At 39.2% G+C, this 9,080-nt stretch carries 6 protein-coding genes; 1 reads left to right on the top strand and 5 read right to left on the bottom strand.

Going from position 1 to position 9,080, the window contains the following annotated elements:
• Window positions 1-186: 186 nt before the first annotated feature.
• The gene (locus ACSHXM_RS19575) at window positions 187-1,983 is read left to right on the top strand and encodes a M61 family metallopeptidase (RefSeq protein ID WP_435691692.1); all 1,797 of its coding nucleotides are present in this window, start codon (window positions 187-189) and stop codon (window positions 1,981-1,983) included.
• A gap of 351 nt (window positions 1,984-2,334) precedes the next feature.
• Here ACSHXM_RS19575 and truB read toward each other — a convergent pair whose 3' ends face one another.
• The 5 genes from truB to rimP form a co-directional block, all read right to left on the bottom strand.
• Window positions 2,335-3,291 (bottom strand): tRNA pseudouridine(55) synthase TruB, encoded by a 957-nt coding sequence (truB, locus tag ACSHXM_RS19570; protein ID WP_435691690.1) that lies wholly within the window; start codon window positions 3,289-3,291, stop codon window positions 2,335-2,337.
• Between the two features lie 10 nt (window positions 3,292-3,301).
• Window positions 3,302-3,730, bottom strand: a complete 429-nt coding sequence (rbfA, locus tag ACSHXM_RS19565) for a 30S ribosome-binding factor RbfA (RefSeq protein ID WP_435691688.1) — start codon at window positions 3,728-3,730, stop codon at window positions 3,302-3,304.
• A gap of 99 nt (window positions 3,731-3,829) precedes the next feature.
• Window positions 3,830-6,439 (bottom strand): translation initiation factor IF-2, encoded by a 2,610-nt coding sequence (gene infB / locus ACSHXM_RS19560; RefSeq protein ID WP_435691686.1) that lies wholly within the window; start codon window positions 6,437-6,439, stop codon window positions 3,830-3,832.
• A 25-nt stretch (window positions 6,440-6,464) separates the two neighbouring features.
• Window positions 6,465-7,958 (bottom strand): transcription termination factor NusA, encoded by a 1,494-nt coding sequence (nusA, locus tag ACSHXM_RS19555; protein ID WP_435691684.1) that lies wholly within the window; start codon window positions 7,956-7,958, stop codon window positions 6,465-6,467.
• Between the two features lie 64 nt (window positions 7,959-8,022).
• Window positions 8,023-8,481, bottom strand: coding sequence for a ribosome maturation factor RimP (gene rimP / locus ACSHXM_RS19550; protein WP_435691682.1), 459 nt, complete (start codon window positions 8,479-8,481; stop codon window positions 8,023-8,025).
• Window positions 8,482-9,080 lie beyond the last annotated feature (599 nt).

Raw genomic sequence — 9,080 nt, 5'->3', positions numbered from 1 at the left:
TTTAATTTTTCTAAGATCTGCGTTTGTCAGCCCTACAATTTCCTGCAATATAGCCATTTAATTACGGTTCCTAGAAAACATTGTTATTTACACATAAGGATGGTAAATAAAGTTTATTAAAACAACAACCTAAGAATTTAAAGTATACAGTGCTTAGGTAAATAATTCAGGTAGTACATTTAAAAGATGCAAAAATCCAAATCAAACGTTCATTATCAAGTTAGCGTTAAGTCCATTACGTCACATGAATTTAATGTTACCTTGAGTATTGAAAATCCAGATAAAACTGGGCAATTACTAAGTTTACCAGCCTGGATCCCAGGTAGTTACATGATTCGAGACTTTGCCAAAAACATTATTCAGATAAGTGCATTCAATGCTGCTGGCGAAATATTGAACATCACTAAACAAGACAAGCAAACCTGGCGAGTATCGCCTTGTATTGGAAAACTCACCATCGAATATCAAGTATATGCTTACGATTTATCTGTCAGAGGCGCTTATATAAATGATGAATATGCCTTCTTTAATGGTACTAACATGTTTTTAGCCGTAGAAGGGCAAACCAGTCAACCATGCTCTGTAGAATTAATTAAACCTAAAGAAAACACTTTGTCCCACTGGAAAGTCGCCACAACACTTACATCAAATAAACATTTGTCTCACGAGTTCGGTCACTACTGGGCTAAACATTATGATGAGCTTATCGACCACCCTGTATTATTAGGTGAATTTGACATAGTGCCATTTGAAACATCAGGCGTTAAATTCGAATTGATTTTAGCCGGTGGACACCAGGCTGACACAAATAGAATTAAAAGTGACTTAACCAAAATATGCCAACACCAAATTGAATTTTTTAAAGATTCTCCACCAATTGGTCATTATCAATTTATCACTCTTTTAACTGATAATGCATTTGGTGGATTAGAACACATCAGCTCCACCGCTCTCATGTATAGTCGAAAAGACCTGCCTAGCCTATATCAAAAAGAAAATATGACAGATGGGTACCAGACATTCTTAAGCCTATGCAGCCACGAATTTCTGCATACATGGCATGTAAAGAGAACTAAACCTGAAGAGTTGTTTGAAGCTAAGTTAGATTGCGAAAAATACACTGAACAATTATGGATATATGAAGGCTTTACGAGTTACTACGATGACCTATCACTCCTACGTTGTGGAGTTGTAAAACAAGAAGAATACCTAAACGTAATGGCTAAAAACTTAACGCGTTTAGTGCGTAATAAAGGGAGATTTAAACAAAGTATTACTGAGTCAAGTTATGACGCTTGGACAAAATTTTATAAGCAAGACGAATCATCTATCAACAACATAGTAAGCTACTACAATAAAGGCGCGGTTTTAGCCATGTGCCTAGACTTATTAATTAAACAAAAGACAGATAACAAACAGACGCTAGATGACGTTATGCGTTATTTATGGGCACAATATGGAAAGCTAGGGATCCCTACTCATAAGCTCAGCGTACAAAAAATTGTCGCCGATGACTTAAATATCGATCTTAGTGACTTCTTCGAATTAGCCCTTTATACAACCCAAGAATTACCATTCGAAAAATTACTCTCTCAATTTGGCATTAACGTTAACTATAGTGCTAGAGACAAGTTGGGCGATAAAGGCGGCTCGATATCTACGACCCCGTTCATGTTTGATTTTGGGGCACAATTAAAAGATAAAGACATAGGTGTTGAAGTGCTTCAAGTCACACAACCAAGCGCAAGCTTTAATGCCGGTTTACAAGTAAAAGACGTAATAATTGCCATAAACAATTGGCAAATAAGTACTGACAACCTCAAATACATCATCAATAACTTAGAGTTAAAACAGCAAGTTCCCTTAACTATATTAAGAGATAAGAAACTAAAAAACCTAAGTTTTACCGCCGAGCGAGTCGTTTTGGATTCAATACATTTAAGTGTCAACGATGTAGAAAAGTGTCAATCGTGGTTAGCGTAATCAACGATTCATACAATATTTAACCTGAACTCGGGATAATGAGTGTCGTTTTGAATTAAATTTTACAAACAGTTCAGACACTTACACGTATACCTTCGGTTATGTTTGGGTTAAATGTGCCTCGATGACGAAATTTTTCGTGTATGGCAAGGCGGATGGTCGTACGTAATAACGTGTTATTGCTAGAAAATTCTACGTCGCTAGGCACAAAAAGAGCATTATCGAGAGGCTCGACTTAACTCGATCTCAGGTTATTTAGCTCACTGGCTTCAGTGAGCTAATATCAGCCATCAAATATGACAGTACAGTACTCGGAAATTTAAAGTCTGTACTGTTTTTAGTGACATTAAATTACCAAACAACAGAACGTTTGGGTGCAACCTTACCATCAGAGTCAATAAAACCAACGCCTAAGAAACGACCACTTTCATGACTATAAACACGTATTACGCCATTCTCTTGATAGAGAGCATTGCCCATAAAGTTAACCGGATTACCGTTCCTGAAAAAACCTTCTGCCACTAGATCTATTTCAACTTGTTCCAGCGTTTTTACCGCAGAGTCCATCGGTAGTAAATGTTGGTCTAATTCAGAAAAATTCGCATCATCCATTAAATCTTGTTGTTCAGGATCGATCTTATCGCGTAATTCTTGCAATTGCTCCATAGTAAACATTTTATCAACAGGATAATCCGTCACTTGAGTACGATCTAAGCGGCTCACAAATGCGCCGCACCCTAAGACTTGCCCCAAATCATCTACCAAAGAGCGTATATACGTCCCTTTGCTACAATGCACAGTCATATCCACTTCATCACCTTCAAAACGATCGATAGTTAAACTGTAGATTTCAATATCTCTAGCTTCACGTGGAATATCGATGCCTTGACGGGCATAAAAATATAGGGGCTTGCCTTGGTGTTTTAAGGCGGAAAACATCGAAGGCACTTGTTTGATAGGGCCTTTAAACTGTTCACAAGCTTCAACCAATTGAGATTCACTCACCTCTACAGGTTTAGTTTCTACAATCTCACCAGCGGCATCAGAAGTCGTAGTACGCTCACCTAATTTTGCCGTGACTGAGTAGGTTTTATCAGCGTCTAACAAAAACTGTGAAAACTTAGTCGCTTCACCCAAACAAATTGGCAACATACCTGTAGCTAAGGGATCTAATGCCCCTGTGTGGCCTGCTTTTGCAGCATTAAATATTCGTTTAACCTGTTGTAAGGCATGATTTGAAGAACCACCTAAAGGTTTGTTTAATAATATAATGCCGTTAACTAAGCGACCTTTTCTTTTTCTAGCCATAAAATTTTGGTTACTCGTCTGACTGATTATCGGTGTTATCTTGTTCGTTTGTTTGACCTGCTCGTTTTGCTCGTTCCGCATCTTTATTGATAGTATCGTCTACTAAATTTGAAATACGGATACCCTCAGCCAACGATCCATCTCTAACAAATTTAACAGCAGGTACGGCACGCATACGCATACGGTTTGCTAAAAGAGTGCGAATAAATCCCTTATTTTCATGCAATATTTCTAAATAACTTTTAATTTGTTCTTCGTCGTTTTCAAAAAACGTAACGAAAATTTTGGCATAAGCTAAATCTCTTGAGACTTCTACCGCCGATACCGTCACCATACCTAATCTTGGATCACGATTTTTAAATTCGTTTTGTAAAATACTGGCAATCTCTTTATGAATTTGCTGACCTACTCTGTCGGTTCTGGAAAATTCTCTAGCCATTTTATTTCTCCTAACACCATTATTCGGTGTTCAAACAAAACGGAGGCCGTAGCCTCCGTTTACTCAACTTAAATATTGTTGGTTAAACCTATAACAAAATTATAGTTCGCGTTTAACTTCAACAATTTCAAATACTTCTATCTGGTCGCCTGCTTTAACATCGTTGTAATTTTTTACACCGATACCACATTCAACGCCGTTACGGACTTCTTGAACATCATCTTTAAAGCGTCTTAGTGATTCTAGTTCACCTTCGTAAATTACCACGTTTTCACGTAATACACGGATAGGATTACTACGTTTAACAACACCTTCGGTAACCATACAACCAGCAATAGCACCAATTTTAGGCGACTTAAACACATCACGTACTTCAGCCAAACCAATGATTTCTTGCTTGAATTCTGGCGCTAACATACCACTCATGGCCTGTTTAACTTCATCAATTAGTTGATAAATAATGCTGTAGTAACGTAAATCAATTTCCTCAGTTTCAACAATTTTACGAGCTGAAGCATCAGCACGAACGTTAAAACCAACAACAATTGCACTAGATGCAGCTGCTAAACTAGCGTCAGTCTCAGTAATACCACCTACACCGCTACCCACAATGTTAACTTTCACTTCATCGGTAGACAGTTTAGTCAAAGAGTCTGAGATAGCTTGAATCGAACCTTGTACGTCTGCTTTAAGCACAACGTTTAATTCGCTCACGTCACCCGCTTCCATATTGGCAAACATGTTTTCTAGTTTAGCTTTTTGTTGCTTAGCAAGTTTAACTTCACGTTGCTTAGTATGACGTTTAGTCGCTACTTCACGGGCTTTACGCTCATCTTGAACAACTAATGCATTTTCACCTGCCATTGGCACACCGGATAATCCTAGGATCTCAACTGGCGTGGATGGACCTGCAAGTTTAACATCTTTACCATTTTCATCACGCATAGCTCGAATACGTCCGTATTCTTCACCACATAACATGATGTCGCCGGCTTTAAGCTCACCTTCTTGAATCAATACTGAAGCAACTGGACCACGTCCTTTATCAAGACGAGACTCAATAACAATACCTTTAGCAGGGCCAGTCGGCACAGCTTGTAAATCGAGTACTTCTGCTTGTAAGTTGATGGCTTCTAATAATTCATCAACACCTTGACCGGTTTTAGCAGAAACGTTAACGAACTGGTGTTCACCGCCCCACTCTTCTGAAATCACTTCGATTTGTGATAGTTCAGTTTTAACCCTATCTAGGTCTGCAGCTTCTTTATCAATTTTGTTAACTGCAACAATTAACGGAACACCAGCAGCTTTAGAGTGCTGTACCGCTTCTTTTGTTTGTGGCATAACACCATCGTCTGCCGCAACAACCAAAATAACGATATCGGTAGCCGTGGCTCCACGAGCTCGCATTGCAGTAAACGCGGCGTGACCAGGAGTATCTAAAAATGCAATACGGCCGTTATCAGTTTCAACACTGTAAGCACCAATATGCTGCGTAATACCACCGGCTTCACCGTCAGCTACTTTGGCTCGACGAATGTAATCAAGTAAAGATGTTTTACCGTGATCTACATGTCCCATGATAGTAACGACAGGTGCACGACCTGCTTTGTCACCACCAGTCACATCAGCGATCAACTCGTCTTCTAGCGCATTGTCATTCACCAACTCATACTTGTGGCCCATTTCTTCAACAACCAACACGGCAGTTTCTTGGTCAAGTACGTGGTTAATCGTTACCATTTCACCCATTTTCATTAGTGTTTTAATAACTTCAGTGGCTTTAATGGCCAACTTGCTACCTAATTCACCAACAGTAATGGTTTCGCCTAATTTAACAATACGTTCAACTGCCTTAGCAGGCTTATTAAAGGCATGTTTAAGCTCAGAGCCGGCGTTTTTCTTAGACTTTTTACGTCTACGGCCACCACGCTCAGATTTAATGTCATCAACATCTTCAGCTTCTTGCGCATAACGGTTCGAATGCACGTGAACTTCTTTAGCTTCTTCTTTTTTACGACGTTCTTCTTCTTCTTTCCAACGACGTGAATTTTCTTCCGCTAATTTTTTTGCATCTTCAGCTGCTTTTTTCGCTTCTTCTTCAAGCTTACGCTGGGTTTCTTCTTCCTGCGTTTTACGAAGTTTTTCTGCTTCTGCTTGTATTTTTTCTTGTTCAGCTTTTTCTTCAGGACTTAACTGTGTTTCTTCAGCTTGACGTGCTTCAGCAGCTTTTTTCGCTTCTTCTGCTCTTTGAGCACGCTCTGCATCAGCCTTAGCTTTAGCTTCTGCTGCTTTTTTAGCTTTCTCTTCAGCGGCTTTTTTAGCGGCTTCTGCTGCTTTTTGTTCAGCTTCTAATTTAGCCTGTTGTTCTTCAGCTAAACGTTTCGCTTCTTCTTCAGCTATCTTAGCTTCTTCAACATCAGTACGTTTAACGTAAGTACGTTTTTTACGCACTTCAACATTGACTGACTTAGACTTACCAACACTTAATGTACTGGTTGTCTTGCGTTGTAATGTCATACGTTTAGGAGCTTCTGCGCCTGTTCCACCGTGCTGCTTACTTAAAAAGTCTAATAACTGACGTTTTTCATCTTCAGTTACTTGCGCACCAGCTACTTTAGTAATACCTGCACTTTTGAACTGTTGAACCAAACGTTCAACTGTAGTGCCAATATCAGTGGCGAGTTTTTCTATGGATACTTCTGCCATATTGGTATTCCTCCTGGTGACCTATCTATTCTTCATTAAACCAAACGATATTTCGAGCAGCCATGATTAACTCACCGGCTTTTTCTTCGCTTAGTTCTTCTATATCTGAAATCTCGTCAGTACCTTGCTCAGCAAGACCTTCAAGATCGGTAATACCACGACTAGCTAGCATATAAGCTAAGTGTCGTTCCATGCCTTCAAGATTAAGTAATTCATCTTTAGGCTCAGCGGCTTCTAAGGTTTCTTCTGTTGCTAATGCACGAGTAGTTAAGGTTGCTTTTGCGCGGCCTCGCAGCTCTTCAACCATATCTTCATCTAGACCTTCTATTTCTAGAAGCTCATTAACTGGTACGTAAGCAATTTCTTCGAGAGTAGTGAATCCTTCGTCAACTAACACAGAAGCAAAGTCTTCGTCTATATCTAAACCTGCTGTAAACACACCTAATACTTTGGCGTTTTCTTCTTCATGTTTAGAAGTGAGATCTTCTGTTGTCATTACGTTTAGTTCCCAACCAGTCAGTTGACTCGCTAAACGAACGTTTTGACCACTACGACCAATAGCTTGAGCTAGGTTATCAGCTTCAACTGCTACATCCATCGCTTGCTTATCTTCATCAACAACGATTGAAGATACTTCGGCTGGCGCCATAGCATTAATTACGAATTGAGCTGGGTTATCATCCCAAAGAACAATATCAACACGCTCACCACTTAATTCACCAGATACAGCTTGAACACGTGAACCACGCATACCAACACAAGCACCTACAGGATCAAGTCGTTTATCATTGGTTTTAACAGCAATCTTTGCTCTTGAACCAGGATCACGGGCAGCACCTTTGATTTCTAGGGTTTCTTCAGCGATTTCAGGTACTTCAATTCTAAATAATTCAACCAACATATCAGGATGAGTACGGCTGATAAATAACTGAGCGCCACGAGCTTCTGGACGGATGACATAAAGTAAACCACGGACTCTATCACCCGGACGGAAAGTTTCACGAGGTAACATATCATCTCGGTAAATAACACCTTCAGCGTTATTACCTAAATCAATAATTACGTTGTCGCGATTTACCTTTTTAACAGTACCTGTCACCAACTCGCCGACTTTGTCTTCATATTCAGCAATCATTTGAGCTCGTTCAGCTTCACGTACTTTTTGTACAATCACTTGTTTAGCTGTTTGAGTCGTGATCCTGTCAAATTTAATCGATTCAATTTGATCTTCAACAAAATCACCTAATTGAATCTCTGGCTCGTCTATCTGCGCTGCAGAGATAGACATTTCAGCCATAGGGTTTTCTTGTTCGTGATCATCAGCCACAACTAACCAACGGCGAAAAGTGTCAAAGTTTCCACTTTCACGATCAATACATACACGTACTTCGATTTCGCCTTCGTTTTTCTTTTTGGTGGCGCTAGCAATAGCAAATTCTAAAGCTTCGAAGATTTTTTCTCTTGGAACTTGTTTCTCATTTGATACGGCTTCCGCCACTAACAAAATTTCTTTATTCATTCTTGCCTCACTGATTACTTTCTTACGAAAGTCCTTTTCAGGTCTCTGTCTTGATCAAAATATCTTAATCAAAAGAAGGGACGAGATTACCTTTCTCTATATTCGCAATAGCCAACACATGCGTTTGGTTATCAATTTCTAATGTTAGATTTCCTGATTCGCAGGCTAACACTTTACCTTTAAAATTACGTCTATCACCAACAGGCATTCTTGTTCTAAGTGTCACGACTTCACCTAAACAAGCAACATAATGTGCTTCTTTAAATAGAGGTCTGTCCATCCCAGGAGAAGATACTTCTAAGTTGTACTCAGTACTAATTGGATCTTCAACATCCAACACAGCACTGACTTGATGACTCACCTCTGCACAATGCTCTACACCAATCCCATCAGGATGATCTATATAGATGCGCAAAGTTGAATGTTTACCTGCACGAACAAATTCGACTCCCACCATTTCAAAGCCAAGGGCTTCAACAGGTGAAGTTAACATGTCCGTCAGCTTTTGTTCGAGTTGCGACAAAGCGATGCTCCAAAAACAAAAAAAGGGCCAAATGCCCAGAATAAATCATGTAAATATAACTAAATAGATAATAAAAAACCCCGTACAAGCGAGGTTTTTAAAATTCTGGACGCTAGTTTATTTATAAACATCCCAATAAAGGAATAAATACATTTATAAATAATATGTAAAATATTTAACTTAAAATAGCATGAGTATAATTTGAATAAACATTTTACATCAGAGAAGACGTTACTTTCATTCTGCGAGGGAGTTCGTCTTTAAAGTTGGCCGCATTATACGTACCACCAGATTTCTTTGCAAGGCCAGTATTGCGTTACTGGGTAATTTTTTAACGACCAATACAAATCGGAATAACTATAAAAACACCAAGTAGCGGCTTTTGTATAATTCATAAAACAGTAATCCAATATTATTGGCCAATTATCCAATATTTGGTAGAAACACTTAAAAGGATTAAAACTGATTTATCTATTAGGCGTAAAACAAAAAAGACCCGCTAATACTAGCGAGTCTTTCTATATGGTTGCGGGAGCAGGATTTGAACCTACGACCTTCGGGTTATGAGCCCGACGAGCTACCAGACTGCTCCATCCCGC

Source organism: Paraglaciecola sp., assembly GCF_051252315.1.
Taxonomy (GTDB): Bacteria; Pseudomonadota; Gammaproteobacteria; order Enterobacterales; family Alteromonadaceae; genus Paraglaciecola.
Note: the sequence above shows the minus strand (reverse complement) of the source record. Positions and strands in the feature narration are given on the sequence as shown.